This window comes from Janthinobacterium sp. HH106, from assembly GCF_001758725.1.
GTDB lineage: Bacteria > Pseudomonadota > Gammaproteobacteria > Burkholderiales > Burkholderiaceae_D > Janthinobacterium.
In genome coordinates this window covers 92667-113675 of record NZ_LRIC01000040.1, presented here as the reverse complement: position 1 = coordinate 113675, position 21009 = coordinate 92667, and the positions used below count along the sequence as shown (strand labels likewise).

Genomic DNA, 21009 nt, shown 5'->3' with positions numbered 1-21009 from the left:
CCAAGTTGATCTTGCCAGGCATGGAAGCGTTTCCACCCGGGCAGCACCAGGACGCGCAAGCGCCACGCAGATATCAGCGTGGGCCATGACTGCCATCAACGAAATGGGGCAGGCTTGGCGCTTCTTGCGCGCGGCAGGCGCACGGCCGACCGTTTCTCGCCAGAATGATGTCTTGTGGGCGCGGCACGCCTGCGGGCTGCGTCTGAAAACAACATTCGGGGCAAAACAGTCTTGTAGTAAAACTACGATACTGCGCCCGCATTATGCCTTAAAGCCCCGTATTGCGCAGCTTTCCCGACTGTTATTTCAAAATTGAATAGCTGACATTTGAAATCAAAAGTAGCCTTATAACTTGGAGTCGCTATACTTATATTGCAGTGCAGCACAACGCGGCACGCCACATAAGGAGTCTGCCATGTCTACCGCATTTACTTACCACACCACGCAAAACAGCAATATCGTCGCCACCCTGGTCCACGCCGCAAAACGCGTCGGTGCCTGGCTGAACCAAAGCAGCGACCGCCGCGAGCGCGCTTACGAAGAAGCCTACCTGGCCGAATCGACCGACCGTTACGATCTGGAATACCGCATGCGCGAACTGGCCCGTGCCAACCCGCAGCCAAGCTGGATGAGCGGTCTGAGCCGTTAAGAGTGCCGTAATACCCAGCCACTCGTCACAGCCCGTCATCGGCTGTTGCAACATCGATAGCGCCATCCTGCTCGCCTTGCGCTTGAGCACAGGATGGGCTATACAGGCGGGATGCAAACGCCCATTACCATCCTCGCCATCGCCGGCAGCCTGCGCGCCGCCTCGCTGAACACCGCCCTGCTGCGCGCCATTGCCCGGCTTGCCCCGCCGTCATTCGACATCCGCATCCATCCGGGACTCGGTGAACTGCCGCTGTTCAATCCTGACCTCGACGCCGACAGCCTGCCCGCCGTGACGGGTCTGCGCGACGCCATCCTGGCGGCCGACGTGCTGATGCTGGCCAGCCCCGAGTATGCGCACGGCGTGAGCGGGCCCATGAAGAATGCGCTGGATTGGATGGTGGGAAATGAATCGTTCATCGACAAGCCGCTGGTGCTGCTGAACGCCTCGCCGCGCGCCACGCACGCGCAGGCGGCACTGCGCGAAACGGTGCGCACCATGTCGGCGCGCGTGATCGACGAGGCCTGCATCAGCCTGCCCCTGCTGGGGTCGGGACTCGATGCGGACGGCATCGCCGCAGACCCGGCATTGCGCCGGACCATCCTCGACATGTTGCAGCGCATCAGGTCATTTTCATGACCGTCTGCACGTTTTACTATCAATTCATCTAGTTTTACTACGTACTTCTACGGACCGCTCAATGCGGGATCATGCCGGTAAACACGTAGGCTTGCAGCATGGTGATGATGCCGATGATCACGGCAAACAACAGGCTGTGCTTCAAGGTAAAGCGGAACAGGTCCGATTCCTTGCCCACCAGGCCCGTTGCCGCGCAGGCGACGGCGATCGACTGGGGCGAGATCATCTTCGCCGTCACGCCGCCCGTCGTATTGGCCGCCACCATCAAGGTGTCGGACACGCCGATCTGGTGCGCCGTCGTGTTTTGCAGTGAGCAGAACAGGGCGTTCGACGAGGTGTCGGAGCCCGTCAGGAAGACGCCCAGCCAGCCCAGGAACGGCGAAAAGAACGGGAAGGCGGCGCCGCTGCCGGCCAGCAGCAGGGCCAGCGTGGACGACATGCCTGAGTAATTGGCAACGAAGGCAAACGCCAGCACCAGGCCGATCGAGAGCACGGGACGGCGCAATTCCACCACGGTTTCCACAAACGCCTTCCAGCCATCGCGCGGCTTCATGCGCAGCATCAGCATCGACAGCACGGCCGTCAGCAAGATCGCCGTGCCCACGGCCGACAGCAGATCGAGCTTGAACACGGCGTCATACGCTTTCGGTTCCGCCACGATGGGCATGGTCTTCATCACCAGTTTATCGAGATAGGGCACGTGGATCTTGATGACCAGGCCAGACAGCGCGCCGCCGGCGGCAAACAGGGCCTTGAAGCCGGGCAGGCTCCACACGGTGACGATGGCCGTCAACAGGCCGAACGGCGCCCAGGCGCGCATGGTCTGCGCCGTCGTGTAAGGCGAAGCGGCGCGGTTGCCGCCGCCGCGCAGGTCCGCAGCGCCGCCCGCGCCGCCAAAACCGGACAGCGCGGCCGTGCCGCCGCCGACGGCGTGGGCCACTTTCGCATTCTTCGGCTGCCACACCTTCAGGAACAGGGTCAGCGACACCAGGCTGACGAGGGCCGAGGTGATGTCCGGCAGCTCGGGGCCGATATGGTTCGACGTGAAGTACTGGGTCACGGCAAAACTGAAACCCGTCACCAGGGCGGCCGGCCACACTTCGCGCACGCCGCGCAAACCATCCATCATGAAGACCAGCCAGAACGGCACCAGCAGCGACAGCAACGGCAACTGGCGGCCCGCCATGGCGCCGATCAGGAAGGGGTCGATGCCCGTCACCTGGCCCGCCACGATGATGGGGATGCCCATGGCGCCGAAGGCCACGGGCGCCGTGTTGGCGATCAGGCACAGGCCCGCCGCGTACAGCGGGTTGAAGCCCAGGCCCACCAGCAGCGCCGACGTGATGGCGACGGGCGCGCCGAAACCGGCGGCCCCTTCCAGGAAGGCGCCGAAGGCAAAGCCGATCAGCAGCACCTGCAGGCGCTGGTCGTCCGTCACCGACAGCACGGAGGCGCGGATGATCTCGATCTGCCCTGTCTTGACGACGATTTTATACAGGAAGACGGCCGTGACGATGATCCAGGCGATGGGCCACAAGCCATACGCAAAACCGTAACCGGCCGCCGCCAGCGCCTGCGGCACGGGCATGCCATACGCGAAGATGGCCACGGCCAGCGCCAGCGCCAGGGTGACGGCGGCCGCCACATGGCCCTTGATGCGCAGCGCCGCCAGGGCGATGAAGAAGAAAATGATGGGAACGGCTGCCACCAGCGACGACAGCCACAGGCTGCCGAGCGGTGTATAAAGTTGGGTCCAGGTTTGCATGTCGGGTCTCCTCCGGTGGATGCGGGTTGAATGAAAAAACGGCTTTTGATGTAATTGTGTGCAGCGTGTTTTTTGCGGTATGGGGGGCGTCGCTATTCTTCCTGCCCCCGTGCGTTGAGCAGGTCGGCCAGGCTGCGCGGCGCCGGTTGTAAAGGCTTGCGGTGCTGCGTCCAGCCCAGTTGCGCGCGCGGCGTCAGCAGCCGCAGCCGCGTGGCGACCCAGCGGAACAAACGGTAGCTGGCGGGGCGCGCGAAGGCGCCGCTCCAGAAGCGCCAGATCAGGCTTTCGCCGCGGCTGAACTTGGCCCCCTGCCCGCGCAGCGGATGCGCCACCTGTTCGTCAGGATTGCGGTTCGCTTCCGTGCGCAGGCGCACCAGCAGCTGTGGAATCGGGATGCGCACGGGGCACACTTCGCCGCAGGCGCCGCACAGGCTCGATGCGGTGGCCAGGTCCGCCGTCGCAGCGAGGCCCAGCAAGTGGGGCGAAATGATCTTGCCGATCGGTCCCGGATACGTGGTGCCGTAGGCGTGGCCGCCGATGCGCGTATAGACGGGGCAGTGGTTCATGCAGGCGCCGCAGCGTATGCATTGCAGGGTGGCGCGCAGCTGCTCGTCGGCATAGGCCTGGCTGCGGCCGTTGTCGAGCAAGACCAGATGCACTTCGCGCGGGCCATCTAGTTCACCGGCGCGGCGCGGGCCGGAAATCAGGTTGAAATACGTGGTGATGGCCTGGCCCGTCGCCGAACGCGTCAGCAGGCTGGCCAGCGGCACGATGTGTTCGAGCTTGGCCACCACTTTTTCCATGCCCATGATGGCGATGTGGACCTCCGGCACGGACGTCGTCAGCCGGCCATTGCCCTCGTTTTCCACCAGCCACAGAGTGCCCGTGTCGGCCGCCGCAAAGTTCACGCCCGACAGGCCGATGTCCGCCTCGACGAAAGCCTGGCGCAGGGCGCGCCGCCCCGTCTGGATCAGGCTGTCGACGTCTTCCGTGTAGGGCGCATCGGGAATGTGCTCGGCGAACAGGCCGGCGATGTCGGCCTTGGTCTTGTGGATGGCCGGCATGACGATGTGCGACGGCTTTTCGCCTGCCAGCTGGACGATGTACTCGCCCATGTCAGACTCCAGGCAGCGCATGCCGCGCGCTTCCAGGTAGTGATTGAGCTCGATTTCCTCGCTGGCCATCGACTTGCCCTTGATGAAGCGCGTCGCCTGATTGCGCTGTGCGATGGCGTGGATGATGGCGTTGGCCTGCTCGCCATCCTCGGCCCAGTGCACCTGCACGCCGGCCGCTGTCAGCCGCTCCTCCAGCTGCACCAGCAAATCGGGCAGACGCGCCAGCGCGTGCCGGCGCACGGCTTCGCCGATGTCGCGCAGACGTTCCAGCTCGTCGCCGTCGGGAAATTGAGCGCTGCGCTTGTCCTGTAAAAAATCCATGGCGCCGCGAAAGCTCTGGCGCAGTTTCGGGTCGTCCAGCGCGGCGCGGGCGCGCGCATGAAAGTCCGCCGGCTTGACGAATTGCAGGGGCTTGGCGTTCATGGCTGGCCTCCTTCGTGGGCTGGCAAGTCGTCGATGATCAATACCCACAGCCAGCGCGGGCCATGCGCGCCATACGCGAGGGTTTGCTGGATATCCGACGTTTTCGAGGGCCCCGACACCAGCACCAGGTTGGCCGGCATGCCGTCCGCCCAGCGTTCGGCGCGCGCCGCCGCGTGCAAGTCCACGTGCAGGCTGCTCGCATACACGAGGCAGATGTGCAAGGGCGGCGCCAAGGACACCGTGCGCGGCGTGGCCGCATCGGGCGCAATGACCAGGGTGCCCGTGGCGGCGATGCCGGAACGGGCGACGGTCAACCCCGCGTCGACGGTGTCGAACAATTCGCCCTTCCACTGCGCCAGCGGACGGTCAAAAGACAGCGCTACCACGCCCTGCGGCAAGGCGGCGCGCAAGGCCTGCCCTTCGGCGCTGCCGGTATCGAGCAGCAAACGGCGCACGCCGTGTTCACCGAGGCGCTGCGCCAGCAGGGCCGGCCAGGCGTCCGCGCTCACGCAGTCAACTTCCGCGTGCGCAGCGCGCAAGGCTGCCTGCATGGCGGCTATCCTGTGCCGTGCCGGCAGCGGCGCGGCAGCGCGACGGGCCTGGTAATGATTGTCGATGGCCGTATCGATGGCATTCACCGCTTCGGGCGCCGAGGGCGCGGCGGCGCGCAAACGCCCCAGCATGCGTTCGCGGGCAGTCAATGCCGTACTCATGGCGCGCCTCCCGTGCGGCGCCACAAAAAGCTGGCCAGGTGCTCGACGGGCAGCGGTGCGCCCTGGTGCTGGGCGGCGTGGCCGATATTGAGCAGGCAGCCGCAGTCGGCCGAGACCAGCCGGTCGCAGCCCGTGGCGCAGGCCGAAGCGATCTTGTCGCTGACCATGGCGCCGGAAATGTCCGGATGTTTTAGTGAAAACGTGCCGCCGAAGCCGCAGCATTCCGATTCGCGCTGGTGTTCGATTCGCGTCACGCCGGGCAAGGCGTCGACCAGGGCCACGCCGTGGGTGCGCGTGCCCATTTCGCGGCGCGCCCCGCAGGAGGTATGCAGCACCACGTTTTCATCGGCCTGCCCGGCGCCGGCCAGGGCCGGGCCCGCCAGGTCAAGCTGCAGCACGCAGACGAGAAACTCGCTCAGTTCGTACACGCGCTCGGCCAGTTCCAGCGCCTTGGGACCGGCCACCGGGTCGTCCTGGAACAGCTGCGGCCAGTGGTGACGCATCATGCCGGCACAGGAACCGGACGGCACGATCACGGGCCAGGGCTGCGCAAACAGGTCGAGCTGGGCGCGCGCCACGGCACGCGCCTGTTCCGGGTTGCCGCTGCTGTAGGCGGGCTGGCCGCAACAGCTCTGGCCGCGCGGATAATGCACCAGCAAGCCTTCCCGTTCCAGCAGGCGCACCGCGTCGAGCCCCGCCTGCGGCACGAACAGGTCGACCAGGCAGGTGGCGAACAGGTACACCTCGTGTGGTGATGGCGGATAGTGGCGCGGCTGGCGCGGGTCTGGCTGCATGAGTGTGTCTCCAGGCGCTCTGTGTGTTGCTGCGGCGCCGCTGTATGTTGTTAAGAATGACCGGTTCACGCATAATTCCAGCTTCCGCAAGCCACTTCAAATTGCTCGGACCACTTTAAAACAACACCGGAAGACATCGATGGCGACAGGCATGCAAACGCGGGGCAGGGTCGAGATGGTGATGCGCAGGCTGGAGACGGCCCTGCTGGACGGCAGCTTGCCGGCGGGCGCGCAATTGCCGGCCGAGCGCCTGCTGGCGCTGCAATATGGGGTCTCGCGCAACACCGTGCGCGAAGCGGTGCAGCGGCTGGCGGCGCGCGGCCTCGTGCGCAGCCGGCGCGGGGCCGGCGTGTTCGTGACCGATCAATTGCGCACCGGCATGGCGTCACCGTGGAGCCAGCTGGTGGCCGACCACCCCGCCCTGCGCGACGACATCCTGGAATTTCGCCGCGTGCTGGAAGGGGCGACGGCCTATTTCGCGGCGCAGCGGGCCAACGGCGACGAGCGCGCGCAGATCATGGCGCTGCTGGCCGAACTGGAGCAGGCACGCGCCAGCGACGACAAGCACGGCGAGGCGCAGGCCGACGCGCGCCTGCATGAAGTCATCGCGCAGGCGTCGCACAACACCATGTTCCTGCACTTGCACACCAGCATCATCGGCATGCTGCGCGAACACATCACCATCAATGGCACGGGCTTGCGCCAGCAGGACGACGCGACCTCGCTGCAGCTGCTGTCGCAGCACCGCACGCTGTGCGAGGCCATCTGCGCCAGCCAGCCCGAGGAAGCGCGCACGGCCATGCAAAGCCACATCGATTTCGTGCGCACGCGCGTCACCAGCGATGACGACTGACGCCACTGGTAGGACCACAGTCCATGGCCACAGCGGCGGCGAAAGCTGCTAACATCGCGCGCCGCCATTGACTTCCTCCTGCCATGACCGTCCTCGTCCACACCCACCCGCTGGTGCTCCAGCTGGAAAACGACTTGCTGCCCCTGTTCCGCGCCGCCCTGCCCGCACTCGCGGCGGCGGCCCCACGGGCGCTCGCCTCCGTATTCGCCTTTTCCAGCGGCACGGCCAGCGCCTTCCACGATTATCATTTCGGCATTTCCTGCCTGCTCGAGGACGTGCCCGACAATGCCCCGGAAGAAGTCGCCCTGCTGGTCAGCGTCACGGGACTCGAGTCGGGCGCCCGGCTCAGCGCACAGGTCGTCTGGGGCCAGCCTTCGGGCCGGGTGGAAACGCAGGCCGAACTGTCGGCGGGCGACCTGCCTGCCTTGCACGCGGCCCTGCCCGGCTTGCTGGCCAGCCTGCAGGAGGCAGCCAGCCGTAGCGGGCCGCGAATGTAACAAGCGCATGTGACAGGCACATGAAAAAGTGCCGGGAAACAACAACTTACGTTTTCCGTAGCGCAACTTTGTTGACTTCCACTAGTCCCAACCCCTATCCTTTCAGTTAAGTTTAGCGAGAATATCTGCCCGTTCATGCGAGCCTGCAGGCAGGGTCCGCCTTGCCTCCACAAAAGTCCATTCCGCATTTTTATTGCAACCATCAGGGCAACGTGCCTGGACGGCCGCTGCCAGCAAATACGGAGCTGACTGCCATGCCATCGCACCACTATTTTCCTGGAACATCCTTGCTCGGCTGCCTCTTCCTGCTGGCCGCCCTGCCCGTGCAGGCGCAAAGCACGGACAGCCCTGCCGCCACCTTCAGCGCCAATGCCAGCCTCACTTCCCAGTACATTTCGCGCGGCTTTCGCCAGACCTGGGGCAAGCCGGCGCTGCAGGCGGGGGCCGACTACGCGCATCCGAGCGGCTGGTCGCTCGGCACCTGGGCTTCCACCGTCAGCGACCGCTACATTCAGGATGCGACCGTCGAATGGGATCTGTACGGCGGCTACAGCGGCACGGTGGCTGAACTGGGCTACAGCGTGCTCGCGTATTACTACAAGTATCCGGGCGCCGTCTACCGCGCCACAGGCGTCAAGTATGACTATGGCGAACTGTCGCTGGGCCTCAGCTACAAGATGCTGTACGCCAAGTACAACCATACGGTCACGCCGGACTTCTTCGGCATCACGCATGCGCGCGGCACGGGCTACCTGGACGTGGGCGCGAATGTCGACCTGGGCAATGCCTGGACCTTGAACCTGCACGCCGGCAATGGGCGGGTGGCGGGCACGGGCAATGCCATCTGGAACTGGCGTGACGCCAAGGTGGGCGTCACCAGGGCCTTCGACGGCGGCTGGAGCGCCAGCGCGGCCGTGACGCGCGCCTGGGGCGCCACCGACGCCTACGACCATTACACCTTGGGCATCCCGAATGCGGCCGGCCAGTTCGACACGTCGAACCCGGCCGCGGCCACGCTGGTCGTGGCCATCAGCAAGACGTTCTAGGCGCGCCACCCGCGACGCCCATGGCACCGATACCCCTCCCCATCAAGGAACAGCATCATGCAACTCTCACTGAACAGTAAAATCTGCGTCGCCGCCACCGCGCTCGCCGTCCTCAGCCTCGGCGTCACGGCGGCGGTGATCGGCTACAAGAGCAGCGCCAGCGCGGAAGCGGCCGCGCTGGACCTGGCGCGCACGTCGGCGCGCGAAGTGGCCGGCGCGCTGCAGGCGCGCATCGCCAGCAACCTGTCCAGCGTTTCCAGCCTGGCCGGCGCCATGCGCGGCACCAAGAGCGCCAGCCTGCCCCTGCAGCGCGAGCAGATCAATGAAATGACCAAGGCCACCCTGACCAGCTCGGAAGACTTGCTGGGCGCGGCCGTGACGTGGGAGCCGAACGCGCTCGACGGCAAGGATGCGGATTTCGCCAACCAGAAGCCGTACTACGACGCCAGCGGCCGCTTCATGCCCTACTGGACGCGGGGCGCCGGCGGCAAGCTGCAAGTCGAACCCATCGTCTTCGACCCGAAACCGGGCGCCAACGACTGGTATGACGTGCCCAAGCGCACGGGCAAGACTTACTTTACGGAACCGTACATCTACCCCGTCGACGGCAAGAATGTGCTGATGGCCTCGCTGGTGGCCCCCATCATGATCGACGGCGGCTTCAAGGGCGTGGCCAGCGCCGACTTCATGCTCACGCGCTTGGCGAAAATCCTGGCCGACCTGAAAGTGATCGAGGGCGGCAAGCTGGCCCTGATCTCGAACGGCGGCCTGTACGCGAGCCATCCCGTGCCCGAGCGGCTGGGCAAGAAGGCCGACGACGTGCCTGCTGCCGGCCTGGAAAAAGTGCGCCAGGGCCAGCCGTACGAATATGAAGACGGCCAGGGCTACATCCATTTGCTGCAGCCGCTGCAGATCCACCCCGATATCGCGCCCTGGAGCGTGGAACTGAACTTCCCGAAAAGCGTGGCCATCGCCTCGGCGCGCGACCTGATGATCTACACACTGATCGTCGCCCTGCTGTGCGCGGCGGCCACGGCCGGTATTTTGATCCTCGTCGTCAACCAGCTGACGCGCCCCCTGCGCACCCTGGGCCGCACCATGACGGACCTGTCGAGCGGCGACGCCGACCTGCGCGTCAAGCTGGAAGTCAAGGGGACCGACGAGCTGGCCGTCATCGGCAAGGGTTTCAACGCCTTCGTGGAAAAGATCCACGCCGTGCTGCTGCAAGTGCAAGCCAGCGCCGACAACGTGGCCCGCGCCAGCGCGGAAATTGCGCAAGGCAATAACGACCTGTCGGCCCGCACGGAGCAGCAAGCAAGTTCGCTCGAGGAAACGGCCGCTTCGGTGGAAGAACTGACGGGCACCGTCAAGGAAAACGCCGACCATGCGCGCCAGGCCAATCAGCTGGCCGCTTCCGCATCGAGCGTGGCGCAGAAGAGCGGCGAAGTGGTCGGCAAGGTCATCGAAACGATGACCTCGATCAACGACTCGTCGAACAAGATCGTCGACATCATCAGCGTGATCGACGGCATCGCCTTCCAGACGAATATCCTGGCCCTGAATGCGGCCGTGGAAGCGGCGCGCGCGGGCGAACAGGGCCGCGGTTTCGCCGTCGTCGCCACGGAAGTGCGCAACCTGGCGCAACGCTCGGCGGCGGCGGCCAAGGAAATCAAGCTGCTGATCGACGACTCCGTCGGCAAGGTCGCGGCCGGCAGCAAGCTCGTCGATGAAGCGGGCGCCACCATGGAACAGGTGGTCGACAGCGTGCGCAAGGTGACCGCCATCATGGCCGACATCAGCGTCGCCACCAACGAGCAAAGCGACGGCATCGCCCAGGTCAACCAGGCGCTGGCGCAGATGGATGGCGTGACGCAGCAGAACGCGGCCCTGGTCGAGGAAGCGGCGGCGGCCGCCGAAAGCCTGCAAGACCAGGCCAGCCATCTGGCCGAGGTGGTCAGCGTGTTCAAGCTGGGCGAGCAGGTGCGCCAGACGGCGCCGGCAGCAACACCGGCGGCAGCCGTGGCAACACCACGCGCCGCGCCGCCAAAGACAGCATCACCGGCCAAGCGCCTGGCCGTTGCCAAGCCGCCAGCGGCACAGCACGCGCCGGCCAAGGCACCGGCAGGAGATGACTGGGAAGAGTTTTAAGCCTGCCTTGCCTGGTCATTGCACGCTATCCTTGATGTAAATCAAGTGGCAAATACATTCGGTGAGAATTGCCCCTGAGCCATCCTTTTATACTGTTGCCGCGTCTACGGCACGCATGTTTGCCGGAATAAAAGGATGGGCATGAAAAAAATCGTAGCAGTACTCCTGACATCAAGCACCGCACTGCTGGCTGGCTGCGGCGGTGGCGGCGGCGGCAGCAGTGATGCAGGCAATGTCAATGCCGGCTCGACGCTGGCGCCCTACGTCGGCACCTGGCAAGCGCCATGCGACGAGCATGAACGCCAGACCATGGTCGTCGCAGCCAAAGCCGACGGCAGCGGCGCGATGGAACTGACCTCCACCACCGAAACCTATCTCAAGACCGGCTGCAGCGGCACCTTGCTGGGCACGGAAACCATGACCGCGAAAATCACGGCGACACCGGATGGCGTGGCTGACGTTCTCGTCAAACTGACGGAGAATGGGGCCGCGAGCAACGTGCGCATCGACAAGCTGAACCTGTCCATCCCCGCCTATAGCTTCAACGTCACGGGGCCCGGCGTGCAATACGTGAAGAAAGATGGCAAACAGCAATGGTGCATCGAATATGAAGGCGGCTCCACTTGCCTGCTCGACGAAGGCACGCTCCCCGCGCAAACCATCAAAGGCGGCATCGTCTTGCGCGACAACACTCTCTACACCTTCTCGCACAACGGCAGCAGTTACGTGCCCGACATGCTGTATGTAAAAAAATAGGCTCAGTCATCGGCAAGTAGGGGAAATGACGGAATCTTCCCTTGGCGGTGCTGTCTGACTCTGCATATTCACCATGCAACTGGCTGCGGCCGTTTCACGGCGTGGCCACGCGCTACCTGCCGAACTACCTGGGCTGGCGCTGGATACCCGACGCCAGGCGCATCCGTTCACCGGCAACGTTATTGAAGGCGGCGCTGGGAGCATTCCCACACTTGACGGTGACATAGCCAAAAATAAACGCACGAGTAGCCGTGGGCCGCCCGGCCCCGCAGCTTGGCGCGGCGGCGCCATCTCACCCACCGCGTCGTAGACTCGAGTCCGTTAGCGAGCGTATGTGTAGAATCGAACATACTTTGCGTAAATAGAAAGCTATTCTGTTGAAAAACAGGAGCTTGCCATGTCGTCCCACGCTTTCCCCCTGCCGTCCCACGCTGCACTGAGCGCCCTGCTGCTGCAGCAGGACAGCGCCTTTCTCCCCATCGAAGGCTTGCGGCGCCTGCGCGATGCGGGCTTGGACCAGCTGCCCCAGCCCGGCCACGGCGCCACCCTGCTGCGCTGGCAAATGCTGGCCGCCATCGCCGCCATCGACCTGTCCCTGCTCAAGCTGTATGAGGGCCATACCGATGCGCTGGCCATCCTGGCGGAAATCGACGGTCCCGGCGTGCCGGCCGGCAGCAGCTGGGGCGTATGGTGCGCGGAAATGCCGGGCGCGCGCGTGCAGTTGCAGCAGGCGGCCGATGGCCGCTATGTGCTCGATGGACGCAAGGCCTGGTGCTCCGGTGCACATGGCCTCAGCCATGCCTTGGTCAGCTGCTGGAATGAGGACGGCCAGGCTTGCCTGGCCTCGGTAGCCCTGTCGCAGCCGGGCGTGCACGTCACGGACCAGGGCTGGCAAGCCGTCGGCATGGCCGCCTGCGCCAGCGTCGATGTGAGCTTTTCCGCCGCGCGCGCCTTTCCCGTGGGCGCGCCGGGCGCATATCTGGCCCGTCCTGGCTTCTGGCATGGCGGCGCCGGCATCGCGGCCGCCTGGTACGGCGCCGCCTGCGCCATCGCCAGCCACCTGCACGCACGCGCGCAGCACGCCGCCCCCGATGCCGTGCGCCTGGCGCAGCTGGGCCAGATCGACTGTGCGCTGCGCGCCGCTGGCGCCCTGCTGCGCGAAGGCGCGGCGGAAATCGACGCCCATCCGCAGCGCGACGCCATGGGACTGGCCCTGCGCCTGCGCCTGGCCGTGGAAGATGCCGCCACGCTGGCCCTGCTGCTGACCACGCGCGCGCTGGGCGCCGGGCCCCTGTGCCGCGACGCCCGTTTCGCGCGATTGGCGGCCGACCTGCCCGTGTTCCTGCGCCAGAGCCATGCCGAGCGCGATCAGGCCGTGCTCGGCGGTATCGTCGCCGGCGCCGAAGACCATCCGTGGGCGCTATGACATGCTGACTCTTGCCGATACGCATACGCGCCGCATCGAAGGTTGCGGCACGCCGGACCAGGTGTGGCAATCCTGGGCGGGGCTCAACGAGCTACCCGCAATCAGCGCCCACGCCCTGGTGCCGCCGGCGGCGCGTGCCGTCATCGTCGCGCCCCATCCCGACGATGAAATCCTCGCCTGTGGCGGCTTGCTGCAACTGCTGGCGGCGCAGGGCAGCGAACTGCTGTTCGTCGCCGTCACCGACGGCGACGCCAGCCACCCGGGCTCGCCACTCTGGCCGCAGGAACGCCTGCGCCAGGTGCGTCCGCAGGAATCGGCGCTAGCGCTGCAGGCACTGGGATTGGCGCTGCCCGCGTGGCTGCGCCTGCACCTGCCCGATGGCGGCGTGGCCGGCAGGACGCCGCAGCTGAGCGCCACATTGGCAGCGCAGCTGCGGCCCGGCGACATCGTCTTCACCACCTGGCGCCTGGATGGCCACCCGGACCATGAAGCGTGCGGCTGGGCCTGCGCTTCGGCCTGCTCGGCCAGCGGCGCCACCCTGGTGGAAATGCCCGTCTGGGGCTGGCACTGGGCCGTGCCGGGCGACGCGCGCGTACCCTGGCACCGCGCGCGCCGGCTGCCATTGCCGGCCCCCCTCCTGCAGCGCAAACGCGCCGCCCTGCGTTGCTTCGCCAGCCAGATGCAGGATGACCCGTCGACGGGCAGCCCCGCCATCGTGGCAGGCGACGCCTTGCAGCGCCTGTTGCACGCGTGGGAGGTGTATTTTCTATGAGCGCCATTTCCACGCCCGACGACCAGCGCCGCAGCTATTTCGAACAACTGTATCGCCAGGATGCCGACCCGTGGCTGGTGCGCCAGCGCTGGTACGAGGAGCGCAAGCGCGCCCTGTTGCTGGCCAGCCTGCCGCAGCAACGCTACCGCCACGCATATGAACCGGGATGCGGCAATGGCGAGCTGACACTGGCGCTGGCACGGCGCTGCGAGCGCCTGCTGGCGGCCGACCTTTCGGCCGAAGCGCTGGGGCTCACGCAGCAGCGGCTGCTCGACGCCGGAGGCGGCGGCAACGTCAGCCTCGCGCAGCACCGGCTGCCGCAGGACTGGCCGCGCATCCTGCCCGGCGCCGACAAGTTTGACTTGATCGTCCTCAGCGAGATCGCCTATTACCTGTCGCCGGAAGAGCTGGCGCGCGTGGTCGAACACTGCATCGCCAGCCTGGCGCCGGGCGGCAGCATCGCCCTGTGCCACTGGCGCGCGCCATTCGCGCAACGCATCATCTCGACCGTGCGCGTGCATGCGGCGTTCGAGGATGCGCCCGGCCTGCACCGCGTGCTGCGCCACGAAGAGACCGACTTCCTGCTGGGGATCTGGTCGAACGATGCGCGCTCGGTGGCGCAGCGCGAGGGCTTTGCATGATCGGCGTCGTGGTGCCCGTACATGACGAGGAAGCGTGCCTGGATGCCTGCCTGGAGGCATTGCGCCTTGCCGTCACCTGCCCCCGACTGTCCGGAGAAGCGGTGTGCATCGTCATCGTGCTCGACGCCTGCAGCGACCAGTCGCAACGCATCGTGCTGACGCACGCCATGCAGACGGACCTGCGCTGGCGCCTCGACTGTATCGCCGTCAATGTGCGTAACGTGGGCAGCGCGCGCGCCGCGGGCGCGCAGGAACTGCTGCAACGCGGTGCCCGCTGGCTGGCCTTCACGGATGCGGATACGCGCGTCTCGCCATCGTGGCTGAGTACACAGCTGGGCCTGAATGCCGATGCCGTCTGCGGCACGGTGGCCGTGGACGACTGGTCGCCGCACGGCGACAACGCCGGGGCGCTGCTTGCCCACTTCAGCCGCACCTATACCGATGCCGACGGCCACCGCCACATCCATGGCGCCAACTTCGGCGTGTGCGCCAGCGCCTACCTGCGCGCCGGCGGCTTCGCGCCACTGGCTTGCAGCGAAGACGTGGCCATGGTGGCCGCGCTGCAAGAATGCGGCGCGCACATCGCCTGGAGCGCCGCGCCGCGCGTCACCACAAGCGCCCGCCGCCATGCCAGGGCACGGGGCGGCTTTGGCGATACCCTGCAGCAGGTGGTGGCGGAGATGGCAGGGCAGACGGCAACGTGCACTCTCGCCATGCTGCCAGAGCATCAAGGATAAGGGATCATGCGCTTGCCTGCTCTGCGCGGCCCGCCTCGTCCTCCAGCTTTTGCCGCCGCGCCTCCTGCTCCGCCTCATCCTTCTCCGTCTTCTCCTTCTCCACGAGCTGTTCATCCAGACGTACCCTTAGCTCTGCCCAGGCCACTGCGACCTTGGACGACACCGCTAAACTGGCAAATAGCAGGATCACCAACGGCAAGAGGCTAAAGGCATATGTCAGCAGCCCATCCTTCAAATCAATCACTTTCAGTTTGGAAACGCCCTCATCCAGCGCATTGGCCTTCGCACTTGCGGCGGGTAAATCGAGTAATTTTATCTGCAAGATAATTCCATCGATATTTTTCGTGACTTCTTCCCCCGTATCCAGCATTACATTTACATACAGCGCAGCTATTTCTTGAGTGATGGTGTCACAACTCTTTTTCAACTGCGGGCGTGACAAGCAATACTCAGGGGGAAGATGCTCCTTGAAAATAGCCGAGGCGGCGTTGAGATAATGGCTCCGCTCATTTCTTTCCAATTTATCCAGGCTCAAGCCGATCTGATAGTAGGGTCCGATGAATACGATGAGGGCAAACGCGGCCATGACCTCGGCGCGAAATTTCATTCTGGCGACAAACACATTGCGTTCCGTGCCCTGCTTGGCAAGCACCTCGTCACGCTTGCGAAATGAATGAATAATTGTCCCCGCGACCACTAGCAGGCACGCTACAACGTAGAAATACCTGAGCCAGATCACTTTGGCAGCCAAGGAAAATAGAAGAAAAACCACGCCTGGAATGACCACCACGAGCCCTACGACAATCAGAGCGCGGTTCCAATTAATTTGTTTGTACATTTTCACTTTACAAAGACAAGACCAAGATACGGGATATGCCGGAGCACCGGCGCAATTGATGAGAACTATTGCCAAATAGAAATTATATTGAGGCAAATTTGATGTCAAGCGAAAATCGCTATTAACTAAAAATTGAGCGGCTGCAGCAAAAAATATCACCCGCACAGCATCGTCGAAGCAAGCAGCACGCGCTATGCCGGCGGCACGAGGAACCAAACCGTTCGTCTGTCCCTGCGCGCCGCCTTTGCTACTTGACTAGCGCTTGCTACATCGCTTCCTTCAGCCCCGGCGCAAACTCCGCGCCATGCTTGACCTGCGCGGTGGATGCCTTCAGGGTGGCGCCGATCGGCTCGGCGCGGCCCGCCAGGCATTGCCCCAGGAAGTTTTCCGTCACGGCATTGAAGGCGATGTTGTTGACGGGCCGGGCAAAGCCATGGCCCTCATCGGGGAACAGCACATAGGTGACGGGAATATTCTTCGCCGCCATGGCCGCCACGATCTGGTCCGACTCAGCCACGTTGACTCTCGGGTCGTTGGCGCCCTGGCCGATCAGCAGCGGGCGCTGGATGTTCTGCGCAAAGTTCAGCGGCGAGCGTTCCTTGAGCAGCGCCCTGCCCTCTTCCGTAGTCGGGTCGCCCATGCGTTTGTAGAACTGCTGCTTGCCCGCTTCCCAGTACGGCGGGATGGTTTGCAGCAAGGTAAACAGGTTCGACGGGCCGACGATGTCGACGCCGCAGGCAAACGTCGTCGGCGTGAACGCCATGCCGGCCAGGGTGGCGTAGCCGCCGTAGGAGCCGCCCATGATGGCGACCTTGTCGGCGCTCGTCACGCCGCTTTTCACCGCCCATTGCACCGCGTCGAGCAAATCGTCATGCATCTTGCGGCCCCACTGCAGGTCGCCGGCCGAGATGAATTGCTTGCCGAAGCCCGTCGACCCGCGGAAGTTCACCGACAGCACGGCATAGCCGCGGTTGGCCAGCCACTGATGGTAACCGTTATAGCCATAGGTGTCGCGCGCCCACGGGCCGCCGTGCACCAGCAGCACCATCGGCACCGCCTGCATGGCCTTGCCGCCGGCGCCCGCCTTCGACGCCTGCGGCAGGGTCAGGTAAGACACGAGGTTCAGGCCGTCGCGCGCCTTGATTTGCTGCGGATACATGGGCACCAGCGGCGCGCCTTCCAGTTCCGGACGCGTCACGTACAGCCGCGTGAGCTTTTTGGTCTTGCGCTCGTATAGCCAGCTCGATGGGGGCGCCGTGACGGCATCGACATTCACCAGCCATTTATCGTCGGCATCCGTGCGCGAGGTCACCGTGAACTGGCCCTGGGTATTTTTCTTCAGGAAGTCCAGGTCGGCTTTCAGGTCGTCCGCCAACGGCAGATATTCCTGCTGCAGATAATTGACCGTATAGGCCTGCACCCGGCCCGTGCGCGTGTCGTACAGCGCATCGGCGATGTCGGCGCGCGGGTCTTGCGCCATGACCGTGGTCTTGCCGCTGGCCACGTCCTGCGCCAGCAGCGCCGAGGTATTGCGGCCGCGCGAATCGGTCCAGTACAAGGTCTTGCCGTCGACCGTAAACGCCAGCGGCGCCGTCGTCTGCGAGTCTTCCAGACCGACTTCGGTCAGCGGCGTGCTCTCGACCTTGCCGTCCGTCAGGCGAAAATACTGCATGCCGCCATCGGCGCGCGCCTTGCTGGCCATACGCAGATTGAGCAATTCATCGGCCAGGTAGCCGCCATAGCCATCGTTCTGCTGCACCAGGGTCAGCTTGCCGCTGGCCAGGTCCAGGCTGTACACGTCGTGCCAGCGCGCATCGCGGTTATTGATGCCGACGAGAATCCGGTCCTTGACCTTGCTGCTGATCTGGACGATGCGCACGCGCGTCTTCTCGAACGGCGTGTAATTGACCTGCTTGCCGGTCGCCACGTTCACGCCGTACAGCAGGAAATTCTCGTCGCCGCCCTTGTCCTGGATGAACAGCAGGGTTGTCGAATCGGGCGACCAGAAGCTGCCGCGGATGGGACGCACCTTTTCTTCCGTCAACGGCCGCGCCTGCGCCAGGTCGCCGGCCGGCGCCACCCACACATTGAGCACGCCATCGCGCGGCGCGATCCACGACAGCCAACGTCCATCGGGGCTGAGCTTGCCGCCGGACTTGCTGGGATTGCCGAACAGCTTGGTGCGCTCGATCAGCGGCGTTTCCTTGACAGGGGCTTGGGCATGCGCCGGCAGGGCGCTGGCGAACAACAGGGCAGGCAGGACATAGCGAATCATGGACACCTCATGGTTGTGGGATGAAGGAAAACATAATCATGGTGCATGTGCCAGCAAATCATAGGTCAAAGCCGTGCTGCCAGGTTGATGACAGCGACAGGGGACGAAAATCGGGGCACAGGAAGGTGGAAAGGAGGGATGAACTGCATAGCAGATGATGCATGCCCGCATGGCGACGGCGGACAGTTCGGATGTGGCTTGCGTTCAACCGTGCAGCACCGGGGCAGCGGTCGCACCGTGCTGCGGCAGTTCCACGCGAACTTTTAAAGCGATAACGAGAGCGGCGAACAGCATCACAACGCCAGCAATCATGAAAACGCCTGTCACTCCACCAAAGCCGAACATAATGCCACCCAATGCAGCGCCGGCAGCTATTGAAGATTGCACCGCAGCGACGACCATGCCGCCTGCTGTCTCCGCTTGATCCGGGACAGCACGGGCTACCCAGTTGGACCAGGCGACAGGTACGCCGCCGAACGCCAGGCCCCACAGAGCGACCAAAAACATCAGGCCTGTTCCTTGGACTGGCAGCAGGATCATGCCGAATGCCGCCAAGCCCACCAGCGCAGGCATGAGCACTAAAGTGGCACGCAGGCTACGCTCCATTAGCCAGCCGGCCAGCAGCGTGCCAACGAAGTTGGCGACACCAAAACCCAGGAGCATCAGAGACAAACCATTTACATCTATATGGACAACGCTTTCAAGAGCGGGGCGAATATAGGTGAACAATGCATATTGCCCGGTATGGGCCAGTACGCAGCCCAACATCCCGATCCCAATCCCCGGGCGACGGAGCAATCGCAGCACCGATGTGGTACGCGTCATCGTGCGCGGCGCCATACGGGGCAGCGTGAACAATTGAAACAAAAGTGTCAGCCCTCCGACAGCCGCGGCTGCTATAAATGCACTGCGCCAGCCATATATCCCCCCTAAGTAACTGCCCAGCGGTACGGAAACGACCGTCCCGACGGCGATGCCACTGAATATGATGGATAGCGCTCGCGGCACCAGCTTTGCCGGCACCAGACGCATGGCCACGGCTGCCGCCATGCTCCAGAAACCTCCTAACGCGACGCCCAGAAGAATGCGCATCACCAATAATACTGTCAAGCTTGAGGACAACGCCACCAGCAAGTTGGAGGCGATCATCAGCACCGTGAAAGCCAACAAGACGATACGCCGGTCAAAATTACGCGTGAGAACTGGCACCGACAGCCCGGCGAACATGGCCACTACGGCCGTCACCGTCACTGCCTGACCAGCTAGTGCCTCCGATACGCCAAGATCGAAGGCCATCGGGGTCAGTAGACTGGCTGGCAGGTACTCCGCCGTCAGTAAACCGAAAACGCCCATGGCCAGTGAAAACACTGCCATCCATGCCGCTGTCGCTGGCTCTGGAACAGACACATCGTTCGCGTTGGGCGTTTGCTCGGTAGCAAAAACATCGTTGTTCATCTCTGAAATCCCTAAAACAATCGGAGTCGAAAGTCTAGAGGTAAAATGCAGGATGATCTATGATGGCAAGTCCGGATGTTTTGATCGAAACACCTAAAATGAGCAAGCAAAATCAAATTTTTCCATTATCTAATCTCGTCAATGAACTATTGACAGGCATGCGCCTGCGTGGAGTCCAGTACCGCCGTATTCAGACCGGTCCAGCTTTCGGCATAGGCTTTGAAGACAAGCCAGGCCACGCCTACTTCCACTTCCTCGCTGTTGGCACTGCCTTCCTGTGTACCGATGATGGTGAGTTGCATAAGCTGTCCGCCGGTAGCGCGGTGTTCATGCCTCACGGCAGGAGACATCAGCTTCTATCGGATGCGGGTATTGCGTTTCAGGACATCGAAAAGTTCGATGTCGCGCCCCTGGGTGAATCCGTTAGCGGAGTAGACACATGTCCCAGTACGCACCCCGTGCCCAGTGCAGTTATTTTTTACGGCTGCATGGAATTCGATCTCGGCGGGATGCAAGGGATCGGCAAGCTGATGCCAACTGTCATGGTGGCTGACACGCAAGCGCAAGGCTATCCCGGGTTGCTGCCTGTTCTTGATTCAATGAAGCGTGAAATCTGTGCCGGCCGTATTGGCTTTGCAGGCATTCTGGCTCGCCTGGCGGAGGTCGCGGCAGCAATGATCGTGCGCGGCTGGATTGAATGCGGTTGTGAAACCGCTTCCGGTCTCCTCGCCGCCTTGCGTGATCCGCGCCTTGCTCGCGCCATATTGGCGCTGCACCGCCAGCCTGGTCGTGAATGGACAGTTGCGCAGTTGGCTGCGGAGTGTCATATCTCTCGCTCTGTTTTCGCCCAACGCTTTGAAACCACCATCGGAGTGCCGCCCCTGCGCTATGCCACGGAATTGAGAATGCGCCTTGCCAGACAATTGCTCACTCACGAAAGCGTGTCCATCGACGTCGTCGCCCGACGCCTTGGCTATACATCGCAAGCCGCGTTCAGTCGTGCTTTTAAGCGCGTCATCGGCAAGCCGCCGGGTGCCTGTCGGCAAATGCTTTGAGGAGGATAGCGGAGGGAAGCGCTGATCAATCCATTTTTCAGCGACATAACCGCACGGTGCGTTACGACTGGTTGGCCCATTATTTGTTTGAAACGCTCGAGGATATCGAGGATTTGGCAACCCGCTGGCTGTGGACTTGCAATCACGACCGGCCGAACACGGCACTTGACGCCATCACGCCAAAACAAAAGCTTGCCATGGCCGCTCAAGCTCTACTTTTAACGCGCTCTAAAAATGGGGGGATGACCATCCATGCCTGCGAAGGGAAATGGCCGAATAGACGGCACACCTCTTCGGGAATGAGGTCGTCGCCAAATAATCGTAGCGACGCTTCACATCTGTTGATGAAGCCCATCTGTCTCCCTGTTCACGACTGACCGCTTGTGGCCGGAGGCTGCTTAAAAGGCATCAC

The 21009-nt window shown here is 63.8% G+C and carries 20 protein-coding genes and 2 pseudogenes; 15 read left to right on the top strand and 7 right to left on the bottom strand.

Annotated elements, in window-relative coordinates:
- The first annotated feature begins 85 nt into the window (after window positions 1-85).
- The 3 genes from JAB8_RS29115 (at window position 86) to JAB8_RS16080 (ending at window position 1288) form a co-directional block, all read left to right on the top strand.
- Entirely contained in the window at window positions 86-316 is a 231-nt protein-coding gene (locus tag JAB8_RS29115; protein WP_139143068.1) for a hypothetical protein, read from the top strand.
- A gap of 99 nt (window positions 317-415) precedes the next feature.
- On the top strand, window positions 416-649 hold the full coding sequence (locus tag JAB8_RS16085) for a DUF3563 family protein (protein WP_080698581.1): 234 nt from the start codon (window positions 416-418) through the stop codon (window positions 647-649).
- A 111-nt stretch (window positions 650-760) separates the two neighbouring features.
- Complete coding sequence (locus tag JAB8_RS16080) at window positions 761-1288, top strand: NADPH-dependent FMN reductase (RefSeq protein WP_070290604.1); 528 nt, start codon at window positions 761-763, stop codon at window positions 1286-1288.
- Between the two features lie 58 nt (window positions 1289-1346).
- Here the strand turns inward: JAB8_RS16080 and JAB8_RS16075 are convergent, their stop codons facing one another.
- The 4 genes from JAB8_RS16075 to JAB8_RS16060 form a co-directional block, all read right to left on the bottom strand.
- The gene (locus JAB8_RS16075) at window positions 1347-3053 is read right to left on the bottom strand and encodes a lactate permease LctP family transporter (protein ID WP_070290581.1); all 1707 of its coding nucleotides are present in this window, start codon (window positions 3051-3053) and stop codon (window positions 1347-1349) included.
- A 92-nt stretch (window positions 3054-3145) separates the two neighbouring features.
- Complete coding sequence (locus JAB8_RS16070) at window positions 3146-4591, bottom strand: LutB/LldF family L-lactate oxidation iron-sulfur protein (RefSeq protein ID WP_070290580.1); 1446 nt, start codon at window positions 4589-4591, stop codon at window positions 3146-3148.
- Window positions 4588-5304 (bottom strand): LUD domain-containing protein, encoded by a 717-nt coding sequence (locus JAB8_RS16065; protein ID WP_070290579.1) that lies wholly within the window; start codon window positions 5302-5304, stop codon window positions 4588-4590. Before JAB8_RS16065 ends, JAB8_RS16070 begins: the two co-directional genes overlap by 4 nt.
- Entirely contained in the window at window positions 5301-6098 is a 798-nt protein-coding gene (locus JAB8_RS16060; RefSeq protein WP_070219178.1) for a (Fe-S)-binding protein, read from the bottom strand. The genes JAB8_RS16065 and JAB8_RS16060 overlap by 4 nt, the downstream gene beginning before the upstream one ends.
- A 139-nt stretch (window positions 6099-6237) precedes the next feature.
- Here JAB8_RS16060 and JAB8_RS16055 point away from each other — a divergent pair, with 139 nt between their 5' ends.
- The 10 genes and pseudogenes from JAB8_RS16055 (at window position 6238) to JAB8_RS16015 (ending at window position 14974) form a co-directional block, all read left to right on the top strand.
- Entirely contained in the window at window positions 6238-6951 is a 714-nt protein-coding gene (locus JAB8_RS16055) for a FadR/GntR family transcriptional regulator (protein WP_070219177.1), read from the top strand.
- An 83-nt stretch (window positions 6952-7034) separates the two neighbouring features.
- Window positions 7035-7448 (top strand): hypothetical protein, encoded by a 414-nt coding sequence (locus JAB8_RS16050; RefSeq protein ID WP_070219176.1) that lies wholly within the window; start codon window positions 7035-7037, stop codon window positions 7446-7448.
- Between the two features lie 287 nt (window positions 7449-7735).
- Window positions 7736-8494 carry a TorF family putative porin gene (locus JAB8_RS16045; protein ID WP_083287755.1) on the top strand — a complete coding sequence of 253 codons (759 nt, stop codon included), beginning with the start codon at window positions 7736-7738 and terminating at the stop codon, window positions 8492-8494.
- 57 nt (window positions 8495-8551) lie between these two features.
- Window positions 8552-10642: a methyl-accepting chemotaxis protein gene (locus tag JAB8_RS16040; protein WP_070290577.1), complete on the top strand. Its 2091-nt coding sequence runs from the start codon at window positions 8552-8554 to the stop codon at window positions 10640-10642.
- A 141-nt stretch (window positions 10643-10783) separates the two neighbouring features.
- The gene (locus JAB8_RS16035; RefSeq protein ID WP_121670141.1) at window positions 10784-11398 is read left to right on the top strand and encodes a hypothetical protein; all 615 of its coding nucleotides are present in this window, start codon (window positions 10784-10786) and stop codon (window positions 11396-11398) included.
- Window positions 11399-11478: 80 nt separating this feature from the next.
- Window positions 11479-11625 (top strand): annotated as a pseudogene (locus tag JAB8_RS29110) (IS1595 family transposase); the annotation flags it as partial.
- A gap of 170 nt (window positions 11626-11795) precedes the next feature.
- On the top strand, window positions 11796-12824 hold the full coding sequence (locus tag JAB8_RS16030; protein WP_070290575.1) for an acyl-CoA dehydrogenase: 1029 nt from the start codon (window positions 11796-11798) through the stop codon (window positions 12822-12824).
- 1 nt (window position 12825) lies between these two features.
- On the top strand, window positions 12826-13596 hold the full coding sequence (locus JAB8_RS16025; RefSeq protein WP_070290574.1) for a PIG-L family deacetylase: 771 nt from the start codon (window positions 12826-12828) through the stop codon (window positions 13594-13596).
- Window positions 13593-14237 carry a class I SAM-dependent methyltransferase gene (locus JAB8_RS16020; protein WP_070219170.1) on the top strand — a complete coding sequence of 215 codons (645 nt, stop codon included), beginning with the start codon at window positions 13593-13595 and terminating at the stop codon, window positions 14235-14237. Before JAB8_RS16025 ends, JAB8_RS16020 begins: the two co-directional genes overlap by 4 nt.
- Entirely contained in the window at window positions 14234-14974 is a 741-nt protein-coding gene (locus tag JAB8_RS16015; protein ID WP_070290573.1) for a glycosyltransferase family 2 protein, read from the top strand. Before JAB8_RS16020 ends, JAB8_RS16015 begins: the two co-directional genes overlap by 4 nt.
- Window positions 14975-14978: 4 nt before the next feature.
- On the opposite strand, the gene JAB8_RS16010 is transcribed toward JAB8_RS16015, so the two are convergent.
- The 3 genes from JAB8_RS16010 to JAB8_RS16000 form a co-directional block, all read right to left on the bottom strand.
- The gene (locus JAB8_RS16010; protein ID WP_139143067.1) at window positions 14979-16028 is read right to left on the bottom strand and encodes a hypothetical protein; all 1050 of its coding nucleotides are present in this window, start codon (window positions 16026-16028) and stop codon (window positions 14979-14981) included.
- 49 nt (window positions 16029-16077) lie between these two features.
- Window positions 16078-18087, bottom strand: coding sequence for a S9 family peptidase (locus tag JAB8_RS16005; RefSeq protein WP_070290571.1), 2010 nt, complete (start codon window positions 18085-18087; stop codon window positions 16078-16080).
- Between the two features lie 204 nt (window positions 18088-18291).
- Window positions 18292-19542, bottom strand: coding sequence for an MFS transporter (locus JAB8_RS16000; protein WP_070290570.1), 1251 nt, complete (start codon window positions 19540-19542; stop codon window positions 18292-18294).
- A 59-nt stretch (window positions 19543-19601) separates the two neighbouring features.
- On the opposite strand from JAB8_RS16000, the gene JAB8_RS15995 reads away from it, so the two are divergent.
- Complete coding sequence (locus tag JAB8_RS15995) at window positions 19602-20597, top strand: AraC family transcriptional regulator (RefSeq protein WP_070290569.1); 996 nt, start codon at window positions 19602-19604, stop codon at window positions 20595-20597.
- A gap of 17 nt (window positions 20598-20614) precedes the next feature.
- A pseudogene (locus tag JAB8_RS29950) lies at window positions 20615-20803 on the top strand (integrase core domain-containing protein); the annotation flags it as partial.
- Between the last annotated feature and the right edge of the window lie 206 nt (window positions 20804-21009).